The organism is Mycolicibacterium chengduense (assembly GCF_033741155.1).
GTDB lineage: Bacteria > Actinomycetota > Actinomycetes > Mycobacteriales > Mycobacteriaceae > Mycobacterium.
Genome location: NZ_JAWQNH010000001.1, coordinates 348,858 through 374,288, shown reverse-complemented (window position 1 = coordinate 374,288; position 25,431 = coordinate 348,858). Strand labels below are relative to the sequence as shown.

The following is a 25,431-nucleotide window of genomic DNA, read 5'->3' as shown; positions in this document are numbered from 1 at the left end:
CTGTTTCCCCATCTGGTCAGAACCAATCGTAAGCTTTCTCGGCGAGGAAGCCGCCGACCCCGGCGAGCAGTGGAACTGCCACGGGGGCTAATGGTCCGGTCAAGCCACCCAAGAAGCCTCCGACCAGTGATCCGCCGATCGACAGAGCGGCCTTCGCAGCGGATTCTCCGACGGGCGCGCCATTCGCCACATTGATACCGGCTGAGGCAATGTCAAGCACCGGACCGATATAAGGTGTTGCCTTACCGACCTTTGAAAGGACCTTTGTTGCATCTTCAGCAATTGTGAGCCCCTCCTTCTCGGCTTGCTTGACTGCCCACTCGTTTGCTTTTACGACGCCCTCAGTGGCATCGTTGGCTGCCTGCCCGCCCTTAAATGCCAAGTCTTTGGCTGTCGCCGCTGAGTTCCCCTCGCCATTATTCTGGGTGGACTGTTGCATAGGTTTTGTGCTCTGTTGAGTGGCCTGTTGCGTCGCTTGCGCGCCTTGTTGCGCCGCTTGTTGTCCTGCCTGCTGTGATCCGCGGCGGGTGGCGGCTGCGGCTAGGTCGGTCGGGTCGACGGGAGTGTTTGGCTCCTTCTGTGGCGTGGTGGGTTTCTGGTTCTGCGGCTGCTGTTGAACTTGTTGGCTGGAGTGCTCGTTGGTTGGATTCTCTGGTTGCTGTTGGCTCGGTTGTCCTTGTTCAGGGGGTTGGCTCGGCTGGCCGGGTTGCGGCTGACCTTCGGGCGGCTGCGCGGGTTGTTGTGGTGTTAGTGCCTGCTGGCCCGGGGCTTGCTCGGGCCCAGCAGGGGGCTGTTGCGGCGGGGCGGACGGTGCCTGCTGAGGCACGGAAGCTTGATTCGGGGCATGATAATTCGGCGGCTGGGTGCTGTTGGCCGGGGCGTCCTGCTGGGGTGCCGGTGCCGCCTGTTGCGGTGCCGGGCTCTGCAGGGGGGCGTCGTAGTTGGGTGGCTGGACGCCGTTAGCGGGCGGGCCGGGTTGACCTTGCGAGGGGTATTGGGGGTAGCCGCCTTGCGCCGGGCCGCCTTGGCCGGTGGCAGGGTTGTAGATGGATATGCCGTTTGCCTGGTCGGGACCGGGATATCCGGAGTTGGCACCGCCCTGGTATTGCCCTGGCGGATCGGGCATTTGGGGTGGCTGGAACTGCGATGGGTCCGGCCCGGACGAGCCCGATCCGCTGCCACCACCGCAGTCCGGTGGGCAATCGGCGCGGGCTCGGGGCATTGCGCCGGGCCCCGTGTAGGAATCGGGAACCGCCAGGCCGAATGCGGTGGCCGAGAACCACAAGAGCGCAACAACTCCGGCTCCGGCGTACATCTGGCCCATTGGCGTGGTACCACTGCCGGGGGTGTGTGGGCGGTGCGCCCAGGCCCACCATCCGGACAGGGCTCCCCACCACCAGGTGTTCGCCAGCAATCCGAGGATCAGGATCGCCGTGATCGCGGCGAGCGCTGCCTTCGGGTCACCGCCGAGTAGCCAATCCGACACGCGGGGCACGACGTAGCCGGACAGCGCCACCAGGGCAGCGGCACCGGCCAGCAGCATCAACCCCAACCCCGGACGCGAAGACCACCATGATGCCCACCGATCTCCGCCACGGCGGGCGCTAGTAGTCAGACCTAGGGCCGATGCCAGCGTGGTGGCGCCACCGAACAACAATGCTCCGGCAGTGGCGATGATCCCAACCTGCACCAGCGCCGAGAGCAGCGTCCAGCCGGCGGCATTGCCGGTGGAATGCGCCCACCAGAGGGCCGCGTGTCCGCGCAGCACCCACCAGATTCCCGCGGCGCCAACAACCATTCCTGCCGTCCCACGCACCAGTGCCGGAACTCCGGACATCGCCATGGTCGCGGCTGCGGTGATCGGAGCGACTGCGCGCTGGATGAGGGTGATGCCTTTACCCAGGGCGGTGAACGCGGCGAGCAGCAGCGCCACCGCCCCCACTGATAGATTGCCTCCCGGAGTGAGGACGTGCAGACCCCACACCCCAGCGACAAGCAGTGCGGCCCCGGTAATCCCGGCAGCGAAACCGGCCAGCGGTGGCGCGGGAACCGCGGACGACGGCTCGGTGAGCGGTTCGCCACGATCGTGGCCATGGTCGATGATGTTATTGCTCATGCTCTAGTCCTTCGTGCAGGCAGGAGAACCCGGGCAAGTTGCAGTGCCGGCGTACGTAGTGGTCATTCGGGTCCGCCGACCATGTTCGCTTTAGCCCATGCCACTTCGTCCGAGGCAGTTCGGATGCACCCGTCGTACTCCGGCCCTGCGGATCCGAAGGTCACGACGCATTGTGCGGACATGTTGGCCAGCAGTCGGGCGTTGCAGGAGTCGACACTCGTCTGCGCGGGAGTGCTTGCTAGACAAAGCTGTTGCGTTTGGCATGACGCAAGGAAATTCGCGGCCCGGCCATCGGCGGCGGCGTACTGGTCGGGGCCGCCTTGGCAGGTTCCGGAGTGCCGCTGCGCGTACAGCGTCGAGTCAACACCGTCAGGTCGGTGGGCTCCGGTCGGGTCGGCGACATAGTTGGCCGGCCTTGGCAGGATGTCGACGGAGGTGCGAGTCCCCGGTGGCAGGCCGGCCCAGTCCGGGGCCGGGGCGCCCGTAGTCGGGATATCCGAGGCCCGGTACGACAGCGTGATGGTGACCGGGAACGCGAATACGTTGGCAGGCCCGAGATCGATTGTCAGGTTGGATTGCCCAGGCGGGAAACCCGGCCCCAATGTCGGGGTGACTGACAGCAGTGCCTGATTGGCGTCGGTGGCGGTCGGGATGCTGAATGTGCCGATCACCCGGGCCGGATCCCCAGGGGCCGGATCGGTTTCGACCAGCACGGCATTGGTGCCTTGGCGCAGATGCGTTGCAGCGGGAAGTTTGATCCCGATCGGGTAGGTGCTACCTGAGAACACGGTCTTACGGGTGATCACCATGTCGGCCCCACCTCCGGCGAACGGGATCACCTGGTAGTCCACGTCGTTGGAGCCGTACACGGCGCCGCCATCAGGGGTCCAGGCAGCTGGCCCGAGACTGAGCTCGCCGGGTAGGTGGATCGCGATCTGCCGGTTTGGGTGTGCAGTCGGGGCGAAGATGCCGTCTTTGGCCCACATCGGTGCTGTCACAGCACCACGTTCCGCTTGGGCGGCCAGTGGACGTTCCATGCCGGCGGTCTCCCCCTGCGGGGTGCTCGAAGAGATCCGCGCCCCGCCAATCGGATTGATCCGTGCCGGGTCTTCAGGCATGGGCCGCTGGACCGGCAGTGGCACAGTAGGACGGTAAGGGTCGGTCGAGGCCGGGTCCGCGCCGGCGGTGCCGACGACACCGCCGGCGTTGCCCATCACCAGCAGTATCGCTGCGGTGACCACAGCGCGCCGACAGAAGGGCCGTCGCTGGTGTCCTGAACGCAATGCGGTTGCCACGATCACAAGTCCTTAGGTTCGCCGTAGAGGGTCTGGGTGTCGTTGCCGTTATCGGTGCGAACCCGGATCGTGGTGTAGGACTGGATCTTCACCTGGCCGCCGCATCCGTCGGCTTCGATGTTCTGATCGCGCAGATTGGACACCGCATGCATGCTGCGCAGGCTGATCCGATCCAATGGAACCTGCGCCAGGCCACCAGGTTTGAGCAACACTCGGATATGGCCACCCAGATGTTCCTGCACACCCAGCGTGGCACCGGCCGACGCGCCGCCGAACCCACCGCCTCCACCGCCGCCACCGCCGGCACCGCCCTGCCCTTGCCCGAACCCACCGCCGTACACCTGGCCGTTGATTTGTTGGTACGGATCAATCCCGGCATCCACACCGACCTCCACCCCCGGGGAGGAATCCGTCCGACAGCCCACGAAATACCCCGATTCGAGCTGCGCGTCCTGAATAACTGCGCCACCAGCACCGCCAATGCGGGCCTCCGAGCGCAATGTCACCCGTGCCTGCCACGAATTGGATGCACCCGCCAGATTGTCGATGTGATCGATCACCTCGTTGGTGGTGTTCACATCCACCACCCAGCCGTCATCGGTAACGAACTGCGTCCACCGATCCGGCATCACCTGCGGATCAGCCCCCGCGCCTGGTGCGGCGATCAGGCATGACGCTGCGAGAACAGCGAATGCCAAAGACCCGCTACCAAAGGGACCAGAAGACCCCAGACCGCTACCCATCAAGTTAACCTTCCCGCGTAACCAGTTAAGCCAGTCCGATTGCCTTACAGCGGTATCCGACTAACCCGCGAACGTCCCGCGATGTGCGTAGGCGCAAGCACGCAGAACGTCGCGGCAGCTAAGAGATGCGATGTGGCCACCTCCAACGACACCCGCTCTAACGTCCGCGCCGGGCACAGTCACGGTGTAGTCGGGAACCGGTTCGTCAACCGAACGTCAGCTAGCTGTGATCCGTCCCACAGCAAAGAATGGTGGTTCCCAGTTCGACTGCGTCCATAGATCGTGATCCCCCCAGCGAAGTGCAAAGCCCCCCGGCCTTGTCTGGCTCCTTCGCGATACGTGGCAAACAATCGCATATACCTGACTGATACGTCAACCCGGAAGGCGGCCCAGCGACGGCTCAGGTGGCCTAACTGCCCTGATGTGCCGAGGCGGTAGCGTCACGAGATGCTGGCAAGAAGCCTCGGGTACTTCACCATGTGGCTGATCGCGCTACGTCGATGACGTGACCGGAGGGCGAAGTGGCATCATGTCCTCGAATTGTGGTTGTAAAACGATGCGCAGCAAGGAATTTCAGACTTCGCCGGCCGCAACTCGGTTGCCAAGAATTCAGGAGCTTCGTGACGCCTCGCCCTCGGTATCGTTGTCGACGGCTTTGGCTGCACGGCTAGCGAGCGCCGCCGTACACATAGCGACCACGAAAAACACTGCGAATGCGGCCACTGCGATCACTATGACTGCACCGATCGACCACGCGCGCAGTATCGCCAATACCAGCGCCGCGTCGGCCACTGCAGCCCACAGCACATACAGCGGTGTCAATCGGGTTGCGGCCCGGTGGGCCGCAACCCAGGCCTGGTCGCTCCGCATCGTCGACGGGCTACGGATCCCAGCCCACTGGTTACGTGCCAGCGCACCCGTTGAGGCGCGAGACGCAACTGCGGCCATCACGACTACAAGGACAACGAAAGTGACAATGAACATGCCTGCGACGATCGCTGCCATCGAACGTTGGGCATCCATGCTTTCCCCCCGTGGCAGATTCTACGTGGGGCCGGCGAGTAGCTTGTCGACCGAGGCCGCCTTGCGTGCGGTCGCCGGCCGCGCTCAGGGAATCAACCGCCCCCGCCGAGCCCGCGACACCGCCTCATGCCGGGTCTTCGTGCCGAGTTTCGCTGCGGCACTGCGCAGATAGCTCTTGACGGTCTCCGGCTTCAACGAAAGGCGCTCCGCCGCTTCGGCATTGGTGCACCCTAAAGCGACCTGGGCGAGCACGTCGATCTCGCGCTGGGTGAGTGGCGCCGCGATCGGTGCGCCGCCGGACAGGGCCGCGCCCAGCTGGTCGGCCAGCACCCGTAGCTGCCCTTGTATGGAAGCGGGTGCCGACACCGCCAGCCGGCGTAGGTCGGCATGCACCTCTCGGATCTGCTCGGGGTTGGCCACCCGATCACCGGAGGGTAGGTGCGCCTCACGCAGCCGCATCCGGCGGTCCACCTCGTCGCGCACCCGTAGCTCGTAGGACAGTCGCTGGGCCGAGCCCACCATCAGGTCCATGGCCCGGCCACCGATCGGGGCGGCCGCCCGGTAGGCGCCGTACAGCATGGCCCGGGCCCGGCCGTCCACCAGCACCGGTACGGCCAGCACCGAGCGGATACCCTCACTGAGCACCGGCGCGTCGTAGTCGTGGGTGATGTGCATGTCGTTGCGATAGTCGGCGACCGCCATCGGCCGGCCCGCCACCATGCTGGCCCCACCGAGCCCGGATCGGGACCGCACCACCAGACCCCGCAGGCCGGACGTCCGGGTGCCGACGAACTCCGTGAGCAGCAGCGCATCGTCGTGCACCTCGCCGCCGAACAGCACCGGAACACCGGCCTCGGCGGCCACCCTTCGCAGCTCGGCGCGCACCGCATCGGTATCGCGGGGCCTCAACAGCGATTGCACAGATTCCCCTCTTTCGGGGGTAGCGGACCGACAACTGTGACGTAGATCCTATCTGCATGACGACCAACACCGACTTGTACCGCGAGGCGCGCGACCATCTGGTCGACGTCATCGCCGACTACGACAAGGCCGTCGCGACCTTCCAATGGCCTCAGATCACCGGGTCGTTCAACTGGGCCATCGACTGGTTCGACGTCATTTCCACGGGCAACGACCGCACCGCGCTGTGGATCGTCGAGCAGGACGGTACCGAGCGCAAGGTCAGCTTCGCCGAGATGGCGGCAGCCTCCGACCGCGTCGCCACCTGGCTCAAGGGCCTGGGCGTGGGCAAGGGGGACCGCGTCATCCTGATGCTCGGCAACCAGGTCGAGCTGTGGGAGGCGATGCTGGCCGTCGCCAAGCTCGGCGCCGTCATCATGCCGACTACCGGCGCGCTGGGCCCGGAGGATCTGGCCGATCGGATCGGTCGCGGGGGCGCGGGGTTCGTCATCGCCAACGCCGCCGACGCTCCGAAGTTCGAGCAGGTGCCCGGCGACTACGTCCGCATCGCCGTCGGGGACGCCGAGGGCTGGCATCGCTACCAGGACGCCTACGCCACGACGCCCGAACGACATCAGACCGTCACCACGGTCGACGACCCGCTGCTGGTCTACTTCACCTCGGGCACCACCAGCAAGCCCAAACTGGTCGAGCACTCGCAGATCTCCTACCCGGTCGGGCATATGTCGACGATGGCGTGGATCGGGTCGCGCCCGGGCGATGTGCACCTGGCGATCAGTTCACCGGGCTGGGCCAAGCACGCCTGGAGCTGTTTCTTCGCGCCGTGGATCGCCGAGGCGACCATCTTCGTCTACAACTACAGCCGATTCGACGCTCCCGCCCTGCTGACCCAGCTGCACCGCGCCGGCGTCAACACCTTCTGCGCCCCGCCCACGGTGTGGCGGATGCTCATCCAGGCCGACCTCGGATCGAAACCCGAAGGGCTGCGCGAGATCCTGGGCGCCGGTGAACCGCTCAATCCCGAGGTCATCGACACCGTGCACCGCGCCTGGGGGTTGACCATCCGGGACGGGTTCGGGCAAACGGAGACCACCCTGCAGGTTGGCAACACTCCCGGCCAGCCCGTCAAACCAGGCTCGATGGGCCGGCCGATGCCCGGCGTGCCGGTAGTGCTCGTCGACCCGCTGACCGGCGAGCTCGCCGACGAGGGCGAGATCTGCCTCGACCTCAGCCAACAGCCGCTGAACCTGATGACCGGTTATCTCGATGACCGGCAACGCAATGCGGCAGTGATGCACGGTGGCTACTATCACACCGGCGATGTCGCCAGCCGCGACGCCGACGGGTACATCACCTATATCGGCCGCACCGACGACGTGTTCAAGTCCAGTGATTACAAGGTGTCCCCGTTCGAGCTGGAAAGCGTGCTCATCGAGCACCCCGCCGTCGTCGAGGCCGCCGTCGTCCCGCAACCGCACGAGACCCGGTTGGCCATCCCGAAAGCCTATGTGGCACTGGCCGACGGCTGGGCCGCCGACGCCGAAACTGCCCGCGCCATCATGGAACACGCCCGCGATCACCTGGCGCCGTACCTCAAGGTGCGCCGGGTCGAGTTCTTCGAACTGCCCAAGACCATCTCCGGCAAGATCCGGCGCGTCGAGCTGCGCCGGCGCGAAGAATCCGGGCAACCCATCGAGAGCGAATTCCGTTACGAGGATCTGCTCTGATGCACAGTTACGACGCCGGCCCCACCGATACACCCATCCTCGAAGAGACCATCGGTGCGAACTTCGAGCGCACCGCCGCCGAGTATCCGGATGTCGAGGCGCTGGTCGACTGCGCTCAAGGCGCCCGGTGGACCTACCGCGAACTCAACGACGAGATCGACGTGGTGGCAAGGGGTTTGCTCGGCCGTGGCATCGGTAAGGGCGACCGGGTGGGTATCTGGTCACCGAACCGGTCCGAGTGGACCATCGTGCAGTACGCCACCGCCAAGATCGGCGCCATCCTGGTCAACATCAACCCGGCCTACCGCACCCATGAACTGGGCTATGTGCTCAACCAGTCTGGGGTGCGGATGTTGATCTCGGCCACCGACTTCAAGACCTCCGACTATGTCGCCATGGTGGAAGCGGTCCGTCCGGAGGCGCCCGCGCTGACCGACGTCATCTTCCTGGGTACCGCCGACTGGGATGCGCTGCGCGCCGCCGCGGTGGCGCCGGAGGAACTCGCGGCGCGGCGGCAAACGCTGTCCAACACCGACCCGATCAACATCCAGTACACCTCGGGCACAACGGGTTTCCCCAAAGGGGCGACGCTCTCGCATCGCAACCTGCTGAACAACGGGTTCTTCGTCACCGAGGGCATCAACCTGCGTCCGGGGGATCGGCTATGCATCCCGGTGCCGTTCTATCACTGCTTCGGCATGGTGATGGGCAACCTCGGCTGCACCACCCACGCGGTCACCATGGTGATCCCCGCTCCCGGTTTCGACGCCGAGCTGACGCTGAAAGCCATTGAACAGGAACGCTGCACCGGCGTGTACGGGGTGCCGACGATGTTCATCGCGATGCAGAACCACCCGTCGTTCCCGCAGACCGACCTCTCCACGTTGCGGACCGGCATCATGGCCGGCTCAATCTGCCCCATCGAGGTGATGAAGCGCTGCATCAACGAGATGAACATGGCCGAGGTGGCCATCTGCTACGGGATGACCGAGACCTCCCCGGTGTCGTGCCAGACGCTGCACGACGACGACTTGGACCGGCGCACCGCCACGATCGGCCGCGCCCACCCGCACGTCGAGGTGAAGATCGTCGACCCGGCGACCGGTGACATCGTCGAACGCGGACAACCGGGGGAGTTCTGCACCCGCGGGTATTCGGTGATGCTGGGGTACTGGGACGACCACGAAAAGACCCATGAGGCAATCGATCCCGACGGATGGATGCACACCGGTGATCTGGCCATCATGCGCGCGGACGGGTACTGCACCGTCGTCGGCCGGATCAAGGACATGGTGATCCGCGGCGGCGAGAACGTCTACCCGCGCGAGATCGAGGAGTTCCTCTACACCCATCCCGATATCGAGGACGCCCAGGTGATCGGTGTCCCCGACGCCAAGTACGGCGAAGAGATCTGTGCCTGGATCAAGATGAAGCCCGGCGCGAAACCGTTGGACGTCAACGCGATTCGTTCCTTCGCCGAAGGCAGGCTGGCGCACTACAAGATCCCGCGGTACGTGCACCTGGTCGACGAGTTCCCGATGACCGTCACCGGCAAGATCCGCAAGGTGCAGATGCGCGAGGAGAGCGTGCGGATCCTCGGGCTGTGACTTCGGCGCGTGTACCCGTGCTCACCGCGGGTACGCGCGCCGAGATCACGTGAAGTCGGCGGTGCCGACGGTCCAGGCGCGCGCCTGCTCGCTGAGGGTGAAGCCCAGCCCGGGGCGATCCGAGAGGTGCATGCGGCCGTCGCTGATCTCCAACTGCTCGTTGAACAGCGGGTCCAGCCAGTCGAAGTGCTCCACCCACACGCCGTGTGGGTAGGTGGCCGCCAGGTGTAGGTGGATCTCCATCGCGAAATGCGGTGCCAGTTGCAGGAATTTCTGCTCGGCCAGCGTGGCCAGCTTGAGGAACTGGGTGATACCGCCGATGCGCGGGGCATCGGGCTGGATGATGTCCACCGAGTCGGCGTCGATCAGGCGCTGGTGCTCGCCGACACTGGCCAGCATCTCGCCGGTGGCGATCGAGGTGTCCAAGGCGCGGGCCAGGTGGGCGTGCCCCTCGGCGTCGTAGGCATCCAGCGGTTCTTCGATCCACACCAGATTGAACTTCTCCAGGATGCGGCCCATCCGCATGGCGGTGGGCCGGTCCCATTGCTGGTTGGCGTCGACCATCAGCGGCACGTCGTCGCCCAGGTGTTCGCGCACCTTTTCCAGCCGGGCGATATCGGTGCGCCAATCCGGCTGTCCCACCTTGATTTTGATGCCGCCGATGCCGGTTGCCAGCGCCGCCGCCGCATTTTCCAGCACTTGTTCGATCGGGGTGTGCAGGAACCCGCCCGAGGTGTTGTAGGTCGGCACCGAATCGCGGTGGCTGCCGATCAGCTTGGCGATCGGCAGGTTGGCGCGCTTGGCCTTGAGATCCCACAGCGCGATGTCGAACGCCGCGATGGCCTGGGTGGCCACGCCGCTGCGGCCGACGGACGCGCCGGCCCACACCAGCTTGGTCCAGATCTTGGCGATGTCATTGGGGTCCTCACCGATCAGGACCGGGGCGACCTCTTGGGCGTGGGCGAACTGCGCGGGCCCACCGGCACGCTTGGAGTAGCTGAACCCGATCCCGGAGTGACCGTCGGCGGTGTGGATCTCGGCGAACAGGAAGGCGACCTCGGTCATCGGTTTCTGCCGCCCGGTCAGCACCTTGGCGTCGCTGATCGGTGTCTTGAGCGGCAGGGTGACCGACGACAGTGTCACCCGGTCGATGCGGTCCTGGGTGGCCGCGCCCGCTGCCAGCGCTTTGATCGCCGCGTCGGGCGCGCTGAGGGCACTGCTGATGGGGGCGGTGGTGGTCATGCACTCCACGGTAGGGACTCCGCTTCGATCCAGTCCAACACCGATTGTGGAATTATTGATGCAGTCCGCGCATCGCGTTTTTGATGCCGAAAGCGCATCGCTGCATACCGAATCGGGCTTGGACGGGCATGTATCCGGGTGTTTAGAGTCGGCGAGGGTCACCGTTGTGACCTGAGACACCCGAGGAGTCCTGATGCACCCCACCGCCGCAGTGCCGGTCGGCAGCCCAGCCCATGTCCCGGCGCCGAAAGCCGGTCGCGTGCGCTACGTCATCCTGGCGATGCTGTTCGCGGTCACCGTCATCAACTACGCCGATCGCTCCACCATCTCGATGGCCGGCGACGCCATCCAGGACGCCCTGGGCATCGACGCGGTGACGCTGGGCTACATCTTCTCCGCGTTCGGCTGGTCGTATCTGGTCGCCCAGATCCCGGCCGGGTGGCTGCTGGATCGCTACGGCTCCAAGAAGGTCTACTGCGGCGCGATCCTGTCGTGGTCCGTCTTCACGGTCTGTCAGGGATTCGTCGGGAACTTCTCGATGGGGACCGCCGTCGGCCTGCTCTTCATCCTGCGATTGCTGGTCGGTCTCGCCGAAGGACCGTCGTTCCCGGGTAATTCGCGCATCGTCGCCGCCTGGTTCCCGGCCAAAGAGCGCGCCACGTCGGTGGCGATCTTCCAGTCCGCGCAGTACTTCGCCGCGGCGGCCTTCTCCCCGCTGATGGGCTGGCTGGTGGTCGCGGCCGGATGGCAGCACGTCTTCACCATCGTCGGCGGTATCGGTGTGGTGTTCGGCCTGCTGTGGATGGTGGTCATCTATGCCCCCCGCAACCACCCCCGCGTCAGCCAGGCCGAGTTGGACTACATCCGCGACGGCGGCGCCCTGGTCGACATGGACGCCGGCGCCGCCGCGCCGGCACAAGCCAAGGGCGCCAACCAACTTCACTATGTCAAGGCGTTGCTCAAGAACCGGATGATGCTCGGCGTCTACTTCGGTCAGTACTTCCTCAACACCATCACCTGGTTCTTCCTGACCTGGTTCCCGGTGTATCTGGTGCAGGAGCGGCACATGTCGATCCTCAAGGCCGGCTTCGTCGCCGCGCTGCCTGCCGTCTGTGGCTTCATCGGCGGCATCTTGGGTGGGGTGCTCTCCGACGGCCTGATGCGGCACGGCTGGTCGCAGACCAAGGCGCGCAAGCTGCCGATCGTGGTCGGGCTGCTGATGGCGACGTCGATCATCGCCTGCAACTACGTCGACGCGTCCTGGCTCGTCGTGTTACTCATGGCGGTGTCGTTCTTCGGCAAGGCTTTCGGCGCCCAGGGGTGGGTCATCGTTGCCGACACGACGCCCAAGGAGATCGCCGGTCTGTCCGGTGGGGTGTTCAACACCTTCGGCAGCCTGGCCGCCATCACCACACCCATCGTGATCGGTTATCTGGTCAAGACGCAGGGGTCGTTCGAGCTGGCCCTGGTCTACGTCGGACTCAGCGCGGTGCTGTCCATCGTGTGTTATCTGGTGATCGTCGGGCCGATCAAGCGTCTGGACATCGCCGACCTGGAGCGCTGACCCGCGCCGAGTTCGACGAATTGGCCGGGTCCACTCGCACTTTTGCGCCCGTTTGATCAATTGGGCGGAACATCGCAACCCCGCGCTGAACGTTCCCGCTGCGCCGACGTCGCATTGCTGCGAGAGTTGACAGATGTCTCGCCGGGCCGTCGCCTCAGCCGTCTTCGGACGGCGGCTGTGTGCGGCGGTTGCCGCCGGCTCGGCGGCCCTGCACGCCACGATGATCGGTCACGCCGCCGGCCTGGTGCCGGCGGTGCTCATCATCGCGATGGCCACCGCGTGCCTGTTCTGCGCCTATGAACTGTGGCGTGGATGCGGGCCGCGGACCTGGCTGGTGGTGGCGGTGATGAACCTGGCGATGATCGCCGTGCACTGGTCCATGCCCGCCCACCACCACGGCACACCGATCGTGGGACCGGCCGAGCCGATGCCGGCGTTGATGGGGCTGGCCACCGCGGTGTCGCTGACCGAGGCGGTGATCGCCACCGCGGTGCTCTACGCGCTCACCAGGCGACGGCACGCATCGGCCATCATGTAGGCATGACCGTCCCCCCGCAGCAGGTGCCGCCGCAGGCGCCGGTCTGCTACCGGCACCCGAACCGGCCGTCCTATATCCAATGCACGCGCTGCGGGCGCTACATCTGCCCGGACTGCATGCGGGACGCGGCGGTGGGGCACCAGTGTGTGGAGTGCGTGAACGCGGGCGCGGCCACCGTGCGGCAGGCCGAGGGTCGTTTCGGTGGCCGGCCGGCCGGGGACACCCCGTACGTCACGTACACGTTGATCGCGATCAACGTGCTGATGTTCGTCCTGCAGGTGGCCGCCCCCGATATCGAGAGCCGCCTGACGCTGTGGCCGCCGGCCGTTGCCAGCGGCGAGTACTACCGCCTGGTCACGTCGGCCTTCCTGCACTATGGCCTCGCGCACATCCTGTTCAACATGTGGGCGCTGTACGTCATCGGCCCGCCGCTGGAACGGCTGCTCGGCCAGGCCCGGTACGCGACGCTGTACGGGCTGTCCGCGCTGGGCGGTTCGGTGCTGGTATTCCTGATCGCACCGTTGAACACCGCCACCGCGGGCGCGTCGGGGGCGGTGTTCGGATTGTTCGGGGCGACGTTCGTGGTGGCGCGCAAACTGCGCCTGGACGTCAAATGGGTGGTCGGGTTGATCGTCTTGAACCTGGCGTTCACCTTCGTCGGCCCGCTGATGGGATCGGGTGCCATCAGCTGGCAGGGCCACCTCGGCGGCCTGCTGACCGGCGGCGTGGTGTCAGCCGGGCTGGTGTATGCGCCACGCGCCCAACGGAATCTGATCCAGACCTCGCTGGCTGTCGGGTTGCTGGCACTGTTCGCGGTGTTGATCTGGTGGCGCAGCATGACTCTGCTGAGCATGTTCGGTGGCTATCTGCACGGCGGTTAGTACGGCGCCATCCACAATTGCCGGTTCATCCACAGATCGCCAGTGGGCACGTGGGCGACGCGGCGTGCCGTCGTCAACCCGCGCGACCATCCAGCCATGGACGATGCTGTGCTGGGGCCAGAAGCGCTGGCCGCCGGTCGACTCACCCGCAGTCAGCTGCGCTGGCGGTACACGACTGCCCACCCCCGGGTCTATCTCCGCAAGGGCGCTCCGCCGGATCTGTTCACGAACACCGTTGCCGCCTGGTTGTGGAGTGATCGCCGCGCGGTGATCGCGGGTCGTGCTGCCGCCGCGCTGCATGGCGCGCACTGGGTGGACCCGACAACGCCCATCGAACTGATCACCGAGCATCGCCGGCCTCGACCGGGAATCATCGTGCGCGAGGAACGCCTTGCTCCGGGCGAGATCTGCACCATGGGTGATCTGCGGGTGACCACCCCTGCTCGCACCGCCCTGGACCTCGCGCGTTTTCTGCCTCGCGACGAGGCGGTGCAACATCTGGACGCCTTGGCGCGCGCGACGCGCATGGACGCCGCGCACGTCCTCGGGCTGGCGGCTCGTTATCCGGGATTGCGTGGAATTCGGCAAGCTCGAACGGCATTGGCCCTGATGGACGCCGGAGCCCAGTCGCCGAGGGAAACCGCGCTGCGCCTGCTACTCGTCGACGAGGGCTTCCCGCGGCCGGTCACCCAGATAGCGGTGAGCGACGGCTTCAACACCGCCTATCTCGATATGGGTTGGGAGGAACCCAGGATCGGACTGGAGTACGACGGCCGACAACACCACACCGACAGGCGACAGTGGGTCCAAGACATCGGCCGCAACGAGTTGATCGCGGCGCAGGGCTGGATCAACGTGCACGTCGTGGCCGAACACGGCCGACGATTCATCGTGCGTCGAGTGCGCGAAGCGTTCGCGCGACGCGGGGTGCCACCGTTTTCTGCGCCAGGGTCATGAATCGCGCGCATCAGCAACCCTGACGTGGAAAACGGCGCCGTCGGCCGCGGGTGTGTTGAGATGGCTCAGTGGCAGAAGCAGCTTCGGCAGTCACCGCCCGCGGTATCACGATGCGAGGGCCTTGGGGCCCGGTCTACGGCCCGATCGACCTGGACGTCGAGGCCGGCGGGGTCAGCGTGCTGGTCTATCCGACCGGCACCGGCCGCACCGCGCTGTTGATGACGCTGGCCGGCCGGATGAAACCCGTGCAAGGGCAGGTCACGGTGTTCGGGCACAGCACGGCCAGCGAGATCTTCGCGGTATCGGCGCTGGCATGCATCGACGAACTGGACCGGGTTGCCGAGTCGGTGACGGTACGTGACCTGGTCACCGAGCAGATGCGCTGGGACGCGTCCTGGTATCGCTTCATCGGCCAGGCCGGGCCCGACGACCTGGCGCGGTTGTGTGCCCCGGTGTTCGGTGATGTGCCGCTGCCCGAGCTGACCGCCTATTTCGACGAGCTGTCCGAACTCGAGCAGACCCTGATGCGGATCGCCTTGGCCAATACCGGGACGCCGCCGCTGCTGGTGGTCGGCAACCTCGATCACATCACCGACGACGGGAACCGCGACATCGTGCTGCAGCGGCTCATCGCGCTGGGGGAGAACCAAACCGTCGTCACCGCAACCGTCAACGGCGTCGCCGACGAACGCGTCCGCGCCCAACTCAATGTGGGGAGTGAGTAAGCCGTGCTTGCCGGAATGTCTCTTGGCACCGACCTGAAGCGGTTCTCGCGCGGCGCGTTGCCGCGCATTGCGCTGGTGACCGTCATCCTGATGCCGCTGCTGTACGGGGCGATGTACCTGTGGGCCTTCTGGAATCCGTTCAACGAGGTGAACAAGATTCCGGTGGCATTGGTCAACGAGGACACCGGCGCCGTGGTGGACGGTAAACCGGTCCGCGCCGGCGCGGAAGTGGCCGACGCCCTGGTCGATTCGGGACAGCTGCAGCTGCATCGGGTGTCGGCCGCCGAGGCCGCCGCCGGGGTGTCCAGTGGCAAGTACTACTTCTCGGTGACGCTGCCCCAGGACTTCAGCGCCGATATCGCCTCCCCGTCGGGTGGTTCGCCCGAGCAGGCCCAGATCCGATTCACGTTCAACGACGCGAACAATTACCTTGGCTCGATCATCGGGCAGAACGCCGCCCGTGAGGTGATCAACCAGGTGAACGCGAGCATCGGGCAGCGCACCCTGGGCACGGTGCTCACCGGGTTGACCGACGCCGGCGCCGGGCTGGTCAAGGCGGCCGACGGGGCCGGCCAGCTGGCCACCGGTACCGCGGCCGCCGACGACGGTGCGCACAAACTGGCCGACGGTGCCGGCGCGCTGACCGCGGGGTTGGTGACCGCCCGGGACGGCTCGGCGCAGCTGGCCGCGGGTACCCGGCAACTGGCCAGTTCGGTCGACACCGCCACCGGTCCGCTGATCACCATGCTGGACCGGGTCGACGATCTGAAGCTGGATCCCGACGAGGTCGGCTTCCTGGCATCCCGGCTGTCGGGGGCGGTGCGCTCGACCACCGACCGCATCGCCGCGCTGAACATCGACCAGGCCCAGGCCGCGGCGATCGTCGACCAGACCGTCGGCATGCTGCAGGCCAATCCCGACCCGACCGTGCGCGATGCCGGTGACGTGCTGGCCGGCGCGCAGCGGCTGCTGCGGGCCAAGGGTATCGATCCCAGCACCGACGACGGTCTGAACAAGTTGCGTGACAGCGCAACCCGACTGGAGAACGAGCTGGGCGACCCGAACAGCAAACTGCGGGTCTTCCTCACCCGGGCGCTCAACGGCGGGTTGCGCGCCGATGTGGTGAAACTGCGCGACGGGGTACACCAACTGGACAACGGGGCCCGCAAACTGAACACCGGGCTGGTGCAGCTGGCCAACGGTGGCAACCAATTGTCCACCGGGGCAACGCAGCTGGCCGCCGGCACCAGCAAGCTGCGGGACGGCAGCCAGGAGCTGGCGACCAAACTGAAAGAAGGGTCCACCCAGGTACCGTCCTGGACGCCCGAGCAGCGCACCCAGGTGGCCAAGACCCTGGCCGCGCCGGTGACGCTGAACATCGAGACCCACAACGCCGCGGCGACTTTCGGCACCGGATTCGCGCCGTTCTTCTTGCCGCTGGCGCTGTTCATCGGTGCATTGATCATCTGGATGCTGCTCAAGCCCATGCAGTCCCGGCCCATCGTCAACGGCCTGGGTGCGTTGCGGGTGGTGCTGGCGTCGTACTGGCCGGCCCTGCTCATCACGGTGTGCCAGGTGGCGGTGATGTACCTGGTGGTGCACTTCGGCGTCGGATTGAACGCCCGCTACCCGATCGCGACGGTGGGTTTCCTGCTGCTGATCGTGGCCACCTTCCTGGCGCTGATCCAGGCCTTCAACGCGTTGTTCGGCGTGTCGGTCGGGCGGGTGGTCACGCTGGCTTTCCTGATGCTGCAACTGGTTTCGGCCGGCGGCATCTATCCGGTGGAGACGACGGCCAAACCGTTCCAGATACTGCACCCCGTCGACCCGATGACCTACGCCGTCAACGGCCTGCGTCAGCTCATCGCAGGCGGGATCGACTCACGGTTGTGGATCGCGATCGCGGTGCTGTCCGGGGTGCTGGTGGCGTCGCTGGCGGCCAGCTCGTTTGCGGCCCGAAGAGACCGGCAGTACACGATGGAGCGGCTGAAACCGCCTATCGAGGTGTGAGCCCGATCTGCCGATAGCGGTGCAGTCGCAGGCCGAGCCGTTCGGCCTCGGGCATGGTGCGCAACCGGTGCAGTTCGCCGGCGATCGTCGCCGACAACCTGGCGGTGAAGGCCAGCGGCTCGTCGGCCGCGTCGTTGCGTTCGTCGACGATGACGTCCACGATCCCGTTGCGTAGCAGGTCGGCCGATCGAATACCTTGTGCCGCAGATAGTTCCGGGGCATGGCTGGTGTCGCGGAAGACGATGGCGCTGGCCCCTTCCGGCGGCAACGGCGCCAGCCAGCCGTGCTGGGCGGCCAGCACCCGGTCGGCGGGCACCATGGCCAGCGCCGGGCCACCGCTGCCCTGACCCAGCAGCACCGACACCGTCGGGGTGTCCAGCGTCACCAATTCGGCCAGGCAGCGGGCGATCTCACCGGCCAGCCCGCCCTGTTCGGCCTCTGCCGACAGTGCCGGGCCGCTGGTGTCGATGATCGAGACCAACGGCAGCCGCAGCCCCACCGCCAGCGCCATCCCGCGACGGGCCTCCCGCAGCGCAGCCGGACCCAGCGTCCCCATCCGCTGCTGACCGAGGACCACGGCCGGCTGGCCGCCGAACCGGGTCAGTGCCAGCAGCATCTGCCCGGACTCACTCCCGGTGCCCGACAGCGGGACCGGGTTGGTGCTGCCGTGCCGCAGCACGAACTCGGCGTTGGGGCGGTCGGGGCGCCGCGATGCCGTCACCGACTCCCATGCCGGGATATCGGGGATCGGCTGCAATTCGGGCGCCTCGGGGGCCGGCCCGGGCGGATCGCACAGCACCGACAGCGTCCGGTCGAGCACCGCGCGCAGGGCCTGCACCGGGACCACCCCGTCGATCACGCCGTGTCGGAACAGGTTCTCCGCGGTCTGCACGCCCTCGGGGAACGGCTCACCGTAGAGATGCTCGTACACCCGGGGGCCCAGGAATCCGATCAGGGCGCCCGGCTCGGCGGCGGTGACATGCCCGAGCGAACCCCAGGACGCGAAGACGCCGCCGGTGGTGGGGTGGCGCAGATAGACGATGTACGGCAGATGCGCGCGCTTGTGCAGTTCGACGGCCGCGGCGATCTTCACCATCTGCAGGAAGGCCACCGTGCCCTCCTGCATCCGGGTGCCGCCGGAGCTGGGGGAGGCCAGCAGCGGCAGCCGCTCGGCGGTGGCCCGTTGGATCGCCGCGGTGATGCGCTCGGCGGCGGCCACCCCGATGGACCCGGCCAGGAAGTCGAACTCGCAGGCCAGCACGGCCACCCGGCGGCCCCGCACGGTGCCCTCGCCGGTGATCACCGACTCGTCCAGCCCGGACTTGGTGCGGGCGTCGTCGAGTTCCTGGCGGTAGGCCGGCGAGGTGGGCACCTGCAGCGGTGGGGCGTCCCAGCTGCGGAACGATCCCCGGTCGAGGACGGCATCACGGACTGCGAGGGCGGGGCTGCGGCTCACAGGATGAGGGTAATGGGCCGCGGCCGTGCGGTTTCATCCCCGACCCGCCGATCAGGGCGGATGACAGCGCACAAACCCGGCCCCGAAGAGCTCCCGGCCGAACCTATATAGGCTGGCGACCATGATCGGTGTGACGCGGGACGGCAAGGTCCTGACCCTGGAAATGCAGCGCGCCGAGCGGCGCAACGCCCTCAACGGCGCACTCGTCGACGCGCTGCGCGAAGAGATCGAGAAAGCCGGCGCGCTGGATGTCCGGGCCATCGTGCTCACCGGGCAGGGCACTGTCTTCAGCGCCGGGGCCGACCTGTCCGACGCCGAGGGAGTGGCCAAGGACCTGCCCGACAAGGCGCTGGCGCTGAACCTCGCGATCGACGCCAGCCCGGTGCCGATCATCGCCGCACTCAACGGCCCGGCGATCGGCGCCGGCGTCATCCTCGCGATGATCTGCGATCTGCGGGTGGCCGCTCCCGGTGCCTACTTCCAATTCCCGATCGCCAAATATGGTTTGGCGCTGGATAACTGGAGCATCCGCCGGCTCGTCTCGCTGGTCGGGCACGGCCGGGCCCGTGGCATGCTGATCGCCGCCGAGCGCCTCGATCTGGAGACCGCCCTGATGACCGGGATGGTCAACCGGACCGGCACCCTGGCCGACGCGCAGGAATGGGCGGCCGAGATCGCCGGCTACGCCCCGCTGTCCATCGCCCACTCCAAGCGGGTGCTCAACGACGACGGCGCCTACGACAACGTGCGCGGTGACCACACCCGGATGTTCAACAGGGCCTGGGCCAGCCCCGACGTGATCGAAGCCCAGGTCGCCCGCTTCGAGAAGCGACCGCCCAACTTCCTGGGTGCGTGATGATCACCGAAGCGGCCCGGGTGGTCGGCGGCACCGCAGCGCTGGTCGCCGGCGGATGGGTGCTGCGCGCGCTGCGCGGGGCACCCGAGTCGCTGGGCGCCGCTGATATCGGTTCCGCGGCGAAGGCGTCCCCGAACTACCGTGGCGGCACGTTCGTCAACCGCGAACCGGCCTCCGAGGTGCAGTTGACGCGCCAGGAACAGTGGGTGCTCGTCCGGGACCTGCTGTCCGGGGGGCAACGCCAGCGCCCGGCCGGCGAGATCCCGCTGATCCGGCCCACCTCGACCGCCCCGGCCACCGACCTGGCGGCCACCTGGTACGGCCACTCCTCGGTGGTCATCGAGGTCGACGGTTACCGGGTGCTGGCCGATCCGGTGTGGAGTGAGCGCTGCTCGCCGTCGCGCGCGGTCGGGCCGCAGCGGCTGCACCCCGTGCCTGCGGAGCTGGACGCGCTGCCGGCCATCGACGCGGTGATCATCAGCCACGACCACTACGACCATCTGGACATCGACACCATCAAGGGCCTGGCCCGGTCGCAGCGGGCCAAGTTCTACGTCCCTCTGGGGATCGGCGCGCACCTGCGCATCTGGGGGATCCCGCCGGAGCGGATCGTCGAGCTGGACTGGGATGAAAGTGCCACGGTGGGTGACCTGACGCTGGTGTGCACCCCGGCCCGGCACTTCTCGGGCCGGTTCCTGACCCGCAATAGCACGCTGTGGTCGTCGTGGGCGGTGATCGGGCCGCGGCACCGGGCCTTCTTCGGCGGGGACACCGGCTACACCAACGGCTTCGCCGCGATCGGCAGCGACTACGGCCCGTTCGACCTGACACTGATGCCGATCGGCGCCTACCACCCCGGCTGGCCCGATATCCACATGAACCCCGAAGATGCCGTCCGCGCGCACCGCGACGTCACCGACACCGGCCTTTTCGTGCCCATCCACTGGGCCACCTTCCGGCTGGCGCCGCATCCGTGGTCCGAGCCCGTCGAGCGGCTGCTGACCGCCGCGTCGGCCGAAGGGGTGACGGTGGCGGCGCCGAAACCGGGGCAGCGGGTGGACGCCGCCGCGACGGGGCGGCCGATAGACACGTGGTGGCGGGCGTTGAGCGGCTAGCGTGCTTGCCTGTGAGACGGATACTGCTGGGCGTCGCGCTGGTCGCGGTGTTGGCCGGCTGCGCGGCACCGCGTCCCGCTGATACCCCGAAACCGGCGCCGCCCGGGCTGCCGCCGCCGCTGGTGCCGGCAATGCCCTTGCCCGACAATGCCGTCGAGAACGCCGTCGGCCGACTGGACGGCATCGCCGAGGAGCTGATGCGCACGTCGGGTATCCCCGGTCTCGCGGTCGCAGTTGTGCACGGCGGAAAAACCGTGTACGCCAAGGGCTTCGGTGTGAAAGACAATCGTGGCGGTGACGATGCGGCCAACAAGGTGGGGCCGGACACCGTCTTCCAGTTGGCCTCGGTGTCCAAACCGCTGAGCGCGACCGTGGTGGCCGGTCAGGTGGGCGAGCGCACCATCGGCTGGGACACCCCCGTCGTCGAGCAGCTGCCGTGGTTCGCGTTGTCGGATCCCGCGGTGACCCGCATGGTGACCGTCGGCGACCTGTTCTCGCACCGCTCCGGGTTGCCCGACCACGCCGGCGACCTGCTCGAGGATCTGGGCTACGACCGCCGAGCGGTGCTGGAGAAGCTGCGCCAACTTCCACTGGACCCGTTCCGGATCTCCTACGCCTACACCAACTTCGGTCTGACAGCCGGGGCCGAGGCGGTGGCCGCGGCGGCGGGACGGCCGTGGGATCAACTGGGGCAGGACACGTTGTTCGGCCCGCTCGGCATGACCTCCACCAGTTTCCGGTTCGCCGATTACCAAGCCCGCAAAGACCGCGCCGTCGGGCATATCCGGGTCGACGGCGGGTATCGACCGGAGTTCGTCCGCGATGCCGATCAACAGGCCCCGGCCGGTGGCGCCAGCTCGACGGTCAACGATATGACGCACTGGCTGGCCATGGTGCTGGCGAACGGTAGTTACGGTGGCCGGTCGATCGTCGACCCGAAGGCGCTGCTGCCCGCCCTCAGCCCGCAGGTGGTGTCCAATCCGCCCGCAGAACCCGCGATGCGTACGGGCTCTTACGGTTTCGGGTTCAACGTCGGGACGACCTCGGGCGCGCGGGTGGAACTCAGCCATTCCGGTGCATTCGAGCTCGGTGCGGGGTCGAACATCCTGCTGCTGCCGTCGGCGGATGTGGGGATCGTCGCCCTGACCAACGCCACCCCGTCGGGTGTCGCCGAGGCGCTCACCGCCGAATTCGCCGACCTGGTCCAGTTCGGTGACGTGCGGGAGGACTGGTACGGGTTGTACCACCAGGCCCTCACGGGGCTGTCCGACCCGGTCGGGTCACTGGTGGGCAAGCAGCCGCCTGCACATCCGGCCCCCGCCCAGCCCTTGTCGCGGTACGTCGGCAGCTACCGCAACGACTACTGGGGCCCGGCCGTCGTGGCGGAGCGCGACGGCCGGCTCACCCTGACACTGGGGCCGCGCGGGGATAGCGTCGACCTGAGGCACTGGGACGGCAACACGTTCACCTTCGCGATGATCACCGAGAATTCCCCGCCCGGCAGCATTTCCAAGGCCACCTTCGACGGGCCGAAGCTCACGCTGGAGTACTACGACGAGGCGGTATTCACCAAATGACGACAGTCATCAGCGGCCTCTCCGATGCCGAGGTCGCCCAGCGAGTCGCCGACGGGCACACCAACGACGTGCCCAGCCGCGCCGCGCGCAGCGTGTCGGAGATCGTGCGGGCCAACGTATTCACCCGCATCAACGCCATCCTCGGCGTGCTGTTCGCCATCGTGCTGGCCACCGGCTCGGTGATCAACGGGCTGTTCGGCCTGCTGATCGTCGCGAACTCGGCCATCGGCATCATCCAGGAACTGCGCGCCAAGCAGACCCTGGATCGACTGGCCATCGTCGGGCAGACGAAACCGTTGGTGCGCAGGCAATCCGGGACCAAGGAACTCGCCCCCAACGAGGTCGTCCTCGACGACATCATCGAACTCGGGCCCGGGGACCAGATCATCGTCGACGGCGAGGTTCTGGAGGGGACCAACCTCGAGGTGGACGAATCACTGCTCACCGGCGAGGCCGACCCGATCCACAAAGATCGCGGCGATCACGTCATGTCGGGCAGTTTCGTGGTGGCCGGCAGCGGGGCATACCGGGCCACCAAGGTGGGGCGGGAAGCCTATGCGGCCAAACTGGCCGAAGAGGCCAGCAAGTTCACCCTGGTCAAATCCGAATTGCGCAGCGGGATCAACAAGATCCTGCAGTTCATCACCTACCTGCTGTGGCCGGCCGGCGCGCTGATTATCTACACCCAGCTGTTCACCACCGGTGTCGGTTGGCGAGAATCGGTGCTGCGCATGGTCGGGGCGTTGGTGCCGATGGTCCCGGAGGGGCTGGTGCTGATGACGTCGATCGCATTCGCCGTCGGCGTGGTGCGACTCGGCCGCCGGCAGTGCCTGGTGCAGGAGCTGCCTGCCATCGAGGGCCTGGCCCGGGTGGACGTCGTGTGCGCCGACAAGACCGGCACGCTGACCGAGAACGGGATGCGGGTCAGCGATCTCAAGTCTTTGAACGCCGGCGGGCAAGAGCGCAGCGACCGAGGGATTGGCACAGAGGATGTGGCCACGGTGCTGGCCCAGTTGGCCTCCGACGACGCCCGCCCCAACGCCAGCATGGCCGCCATCGCCGAGGCCTACAAGATGCCGCCCGGCTGGACCCAGACCGCGTCGGCGCCGTTCAAATCCGCCACCAAATGGAGCGGGGCCTCCTACGGCGAACACGGCAACTGGGTCATCGGGGCCCCCGATGTGCTGCTCGACCCGGCGTCCGCCGAAGCCGAAGAGGCCGAACGGATCGGGGCCCAAGGCCTGCGGGTACTGCTGCTCGGCTCCTCGGACCGCTCCGTCGACGCGGCAGATGCCCCCGGCGCCGTCACCCCCGTCGCGTTGGTCGTGCTGGAACAGCGGGTCCGGCCCGACGCCCGTGACACGCTGGATTACTTTGCCTCACAGAAAGTCTCGGTGAAGGTGATCTCCGGCGACAACGCGGTGTCGGTCGGCGCGGTGGCCGGCACGCTGGGCCTGCACGGCGAGACCCTCGATGCCCGCCGGCTGCCCCAGGAACCGGAGCAACTGGCCGACGCCCTGGACGAATACACCACCTTCGGCCGGGTCCGCCCCGACCAGAAACGCGCCATGGTGCACGCGTTGCAATCCCGTGGGCACACGGTCGCGATGACCGGCGACGGCGTCAACGACGTACTCGCACTCAAGGATGCCGATATCGGCGTGGCCATGGGATCGGGCAGTTCGGCCTCCCGCGCGGTGGCGCAGATCGTATTGCTGGACAACAAGTTCGCCACCCTGCCCTATGTCGTCGGCGAGGGCAGGCGGGTGATCGGCAATATCGAACGGGTCTCCAACCTGTTCCTGACCAAGACGGTGTACTCGGTACTGCTGGCGGCGTTGGTGGGGCTGGGCGGCCTGTCGGCCAAGATCTTCGGCTCCGATCCGCTGCTGTACCCGTTCCAGCCGATCCACGTCACCATCGCCGCCTGGTTCACCATCGGCATCCCGGCGTTCATCCTGTCGCTGGCGCCCAACAACGAGCGGGCCCATTCCGGGTTCGTCCGCCGGGTGATGACCTCGGCGCTGCCCAACGGCGTCGTCGTCGGGGTGGCCACCTTCGTCTGCTACCTGCTGGCCTATCAGGGCCGCAACGCCACGCCCGTCGAGCAGACCCAAGCCTCCACTGCCGCGCTGATCACCCTGCTGGTGGGTGCGGTGTGGGTGCTGGCCGTGGTGGCCCGCCCCTATCAGTGGTGGCGGGTGGCCCTGGTGGCGGTGTCCGCGCTGGCGTACGTGATCATCTTCGCGCTGCCGCTGGCCCAGGAGAAGTTCATGCTCGATCCCAGCAATGCCGCGCTGACGTCGATGGCGTTGGGTATCGGTGTGGTCGCGGCCACGGTGGTCGAGGTGTTGTGGTGGATTCAGGGCCGACTGTCCGGTGAGCCCCGCAAACTGTGGCGATAAGGTGAGCCCATGAGTTTTCTGGACAAGGCGAAGAACCTGATCGCCGAGAACGCCGACAAGGTGGACGCCGCGATCGACAAGGTCGGCGACATCGTGGACGAGAAGACCGGCGACAAGTACCAGGGCATCGTGGACAAGGCGCAGGAAGCGGCCAAGAACGCGGCGCGCAACATCGACCCCAACACCTCGGCGTAGATGGCCAAGCTATCGGTCTCCATCGACGTCCCGCTGGCCCCGGAGAACGCGTGGGAAGCCGCGTCGGATCTATCCCGCTTCAAGGAATGGCTGAGCATCCACCGGGTGTGGCGTTCGCCGCTGCCCGACACCTTGGACAAGGGCACCCGGATCGACTCGATCGTCGAGGTCAAGGGCATGGCCAACCGGGTGAACTGGACGATCGTGAACTACAGGCCGCCGGAGTCGATGACCCTCAACGGGGACGGCAAGGGCGGGGTGAAGGTCAAGCTGATCGCCAAGGTGAAGCCGGTCTCCGACGGGTCGACGGTACAGCTGGACATCCACCTGGGCGGGCCGGCGTTGTTCGGTCCGATCGGCATGGTGGTGGCCGCCTCCCTGCGCTCCGACATCGAGGAGTCGCTGCAGAAGTTCAAGGTGCTGTTCTCCTAGCTCTGGCCCGCGTTTGTGCGGTTTCATCCGCGACGCGCCGCGTCGA

At 67.0% G+C, this 25,431-nt stretch carries 21 protein-coding genes; 14 read left to right on the top strand and 7 right to left on the bottom strand.

Going from position 1 to position 25,431, the window contains the following annotated elements:
- Window positions 1-16 precede the first annotated feature (16 nt).
- From SBI67_RS01850 to SBI67_RS01830, 5 genes are all read right to left on the bottom strand, one after another.
- Window positions 17-2,116, bottom strand: coding sequence for a hypothetical protein (locus tag SBI67_RS01850; RefSeq protein WP_318978928.1), 2,100 nt, complete (start codon window positions 2,114-2,116; stop codon window positions 17-19).
- Between the two features lie 62 nt (window positions 2,117-2,178).
- Window positions 2,179-3,258: a hypothetical protein gene (locus SBI67_RS01845; protein ID WP_318978927.1), complete on the bottom strand. Its 1,080-nt coding sequence runs from the start codon at window positions 3,256-3,258 to the stop codon at window positions 2,179-2,181.
- A 155-nt stretch (window positions 3,259-3,413) separates the two neighbouring features.
- A complete protein-coding gene (locus SBI67_RS01840) occupies window positions 3,414-4,040 on the bottom strand; it encodes an MspA family porin (protein WP_266049976.1) in 627 nt (208 codons plus the stop codon).
- Window positions 4,041-4,763: 723 nt separating this feature from the next.
- On the bottom strand, window positions 4,764-5,177 hold the full coding sequence (locus SBI67_RS01835; protein WP_318978926.1) for an SdpI family protein: 414 nt from the start codon (window positions 5,175-5,177) through the stop codon (window positions 4,764-4,766).
- An 84-nt stretch (window positions 5,178-5,261) separates the two neighbouring features.
- The gene (locus SBI67_RS01830; protein ID WP_318978925.1) at window positions 5,262-6,098 is read right to left on the bottom strand and encodes a helix-turn-helix transcriptional regulator; all 837 of its coding nucleotides are present in this window, start codon (window positions 6,096-6,098) and stop codon (window positions 5,262-5,264) included.
- Window positions 6,099-6,154: 56 nt separating this feature from the next.
- Between SBI67_RS01830 and SBI67_RS01825 the strand changes: the two genes are divergently transcribed.
- The gene (locus tag SBI67_RS01825) at window positions 6,155-7,825 is read left to right on the top strand and encodes an AMP-binding protein (protein WP_318978924.1); all 1,671 of its coding nucleotides are present in this window, start codon (window positions 6,155-6,157) and stop codon (window positions 7,823-7,825) included.
- Complete coding sequence (locus tag SBI67_RS01820; protein WP_318978923.1) at window positions 7,825-9,432, top strand: AMP-binding protein; 1,608 nt, start codon at window positions 7,825-7,827, stop codon at window positions 9,430-9,432. Before SBI67_RS01825 ends, SBI67_RS01820 begins: the two co-directional genes overlap by 1 nt.
- Before the next feature lie 45 nt (window positions 9,433-9,477).
- Here SBI67_RS01820 and SBI67_RS01815 read toward each other — a convergent pair whose 3' ends face one another.
- A complete protein-coding gene (locus SBI67_RS01815; RefSeq protein WP_266049951.1) occupies window positions 9,478-10,674 on the bottom strand; it encodes an L-talarate/galactarate dehydratase in 1,197 nt (398 codons plus the stop codon).
- A 193-nt stretch (window positions 10,675-10,867) separates the two neighbouring features.
- On the opposite strand from SBI67_RS01815, the gene SBI67_RS01810 reads away from it, so the two are divergent.
- The 6 genes from SBI67_RS01810 to SBI67_RS01785 all read left to right on the top strand — a co-directional run bounded on the left by SBI67_RS01810 (window position 10,868) and on the right by SBI67_RS01785 (window position 17,349).
- A complete protein-coding gene (locus SBI67_RS01810) occupies window positions 10,868-12,238 on the top strand; it encodes an MFS transporter (protein WP_318978922.1) in 1,371 nt (456 codons plus the stop codon).
- A gap of 133 nt (window positions 12,239-12,371) precedes the next feature.
- Window positions 12,372-12,776, top strand: a complete 405-nt coding sequence (locus SBI67_RS01805; RefSeq protein ID WP_266049953.1) for a hypothetical protein — start codon at window positions 12,372-12,374, stop codon at window positions 12,774-12,776.
- Window positions 12,777-12,778: 2 nt separating this feature from the next.
- Window positions 12,779-13,657 (top strand): rhomboid family intramembrane serine protease, encoded by an 879-nt coding sequence (locus SBI67_RS01800; protein ID WP_266049954.1) that lies wholly within the window; start codon window positions 12,779-12,781, stop codon window positions 13,655-13,657.
- A gap of 96 nt (window positions 13,658-13,753) precedes the next feature.
- Window positions 13,754-14,614 carry a type IV toxin-antitoxin system AbiEi family antitoxin gene (locus tag SBI67_RS01795; protein ID WP_318978921.1) on the top strand — a complete coding sequence of 287 codons (861 nt, stop codon included), beginning with the start codon at window positions 13,754-13,756 and terminating at the stop codon, window positions 14,612-14,614.
- Window positions 14,615-14,724: 110 nt separating this feature from the next.
- A complete protein-coding gene (locus SBI67_RS01790; RefSeq protein ID WP_318979544.1) occupies window positions 14,725-15,339 on the top strand; it encodes an ATP-binding cassette domain-containing protein in 615 nt (204 codons plus the stop codon).
- Between the two features lie 15 nt (window positions 15,340-15,354).
- Window positions 15,355-17,349 carry a YhgE/Pip family protein gene (locus tag SBI67_RS01785; RefSeq protein ID WP_318978920.1) on the top strand — a complete coding sequence of 665 codons (1,995 nt, stop codon included), beginning with the start codon at window positions 15,355-15,357 and terminating at the stop codon, window positions 17,347-17,349.
- Here the strand turns inward: SBI67_RS01785 and SBI67_RS01780 are convergent.
- Complete coding sequence (locus tag SBI67_RS01780; RefSeq protein WP_318978919.1) at window positions 17,336-18,805, bottom strand: carboxyl transferase domain-containing protein; 1,470 nt, start codon at window positions 18,803-18,805, stop codon at window positions 17,336-17,338. The genes SBI67_RS01785 and SBI67_RS01780 overlap by 14 nt on opposite strands.
- A gap of 121 nt (window positions 18,806-18,926) precedes the next feature.
- On the opposite strand from SBI67_RS01780, the gene SBI67_RS01775 reads away from it, so the two are divergent.
- The 6 genes from SBI67_RS01775 to SBI67_RS01750 are packed head-to-tail and all read left to right on the top strand — an operon-like array spanning window position 18,927 to window position 25,385.
- Window positions 18,927-19,661 (top strand): enoyl-CoA hydratase, encoded by a 735-nt coding sequence (locus SBI67_RS01775; RefSeq protein ID WP_318978918.1) that lies wholly within the window; start codon window positions 18,927-18,929, stop codon window positions 19,659-19,661.
- Window positions 19,661-20,776, top strand: coding sequence for an MBL fold metallo-hydrolase (locus tag SBI67_RS01770; protein ID WP_318979543.1), 1,116 nt, complete (start codon window positions 19,661-19,663; stop codon window positions 20,774-20,776). Before SBI67_RS01775 ends, SBI67_RS01770 begins: the two co-directional genes overlap by 1 nt.
- A gap of 11 nt (window positions 20,777-20,787) precedes the next feature.
- Entirely contained in the window at window positions 20,788-22,353 is a 1,566-nt protein-coding gene (locus tag SBI67_RS01765; protein WP_318978917.1) for a serine hydrolase, read from the top strand.
- Entirely contained in the window at window positions 22,350-24,758 is a 2,409-nt protein-coding gene (locus SBI67_RS01760) for a cation-translocating P-type ATPase (RefSeq protein ID WP_318978916.1), read from the top strand. The genes SBI67_RS01765 and SBI67_RS01760 overlap by 4 nt, the downstream gene beginning before the upstream one ends.
- A gap of 9 nt (window positions 24,759-24,767) precedes the next feature.
- The gene (locus tag SBI67_RS01755; protein WP_318978915.1) at window positions 24,768-24,953 is read left to right on the top strand and encodes an antitoxin; all 186 of its coding nucleotides are present in this window, start codon (window positions 24,768-24,770) and stop codon (window positions 24,951-24,953) included.
- Window positions 24,954-25,385 carry a type II toxin-antitoxin system Rv0910 family toxin gene (locus tag SBI67_RS01750; RefSeq protein ID WP_318978914.1) on the top strand — a complete coding sequence of 144 codons (432 nt, stop codon included), beginning with the start codon at window positions 24,954-24,956 and terminating at the stop codon, window positions 25,383-25,385.
- Window positions 25,386-25,431 lie beyond the last annotated feature (46 nt).